Raw genomic sequence first — 217 nt, 5'->3', positions numbered from 1 at the left:
GCCTCCCACGGAAAGGATCTTGCGCCGGCGGCAAAGGCAAATACGACTGAGCGACCGGCCACGTTGCGGGCAACCAGCCTCTCGATGACTCTAGAGACAAGTCCCGTCTCCTTCACCTCCACAAACAGTTCAAAGTCAGTTGGTGAAAGAAGCGACAGTGCCGCATCGAGGGTAAGCGCATTCTCGACATGACGCGGCGGGTCGTGTGACACCACCA

At 58.5% G+C, this 217-nt stretch carries 1 protein-coding gene; it reads right to left on the bottom strand.

Annotated features, from left to right (window positions below):
• Positions 1-217: hypothetical protein (locus tag XI09_RS08275; RefSeq protein WP_271566407.1), on the bottom strand; the 217-nt coding region annotated here is incomplete at both ends.

This window comes from Bradyrhizobium sp. CCBAU 11386 (assembly GCF_028128955.1).
Lineage (GTDB): Bacteria > Pseudomonadota > Alphaproteobacteria > Rhizobiales > Xanthobacteraceae > Bradyrhizobium.
This window is presented reverse-complemented; position numbering and strand designations above follow the sequence as displayed.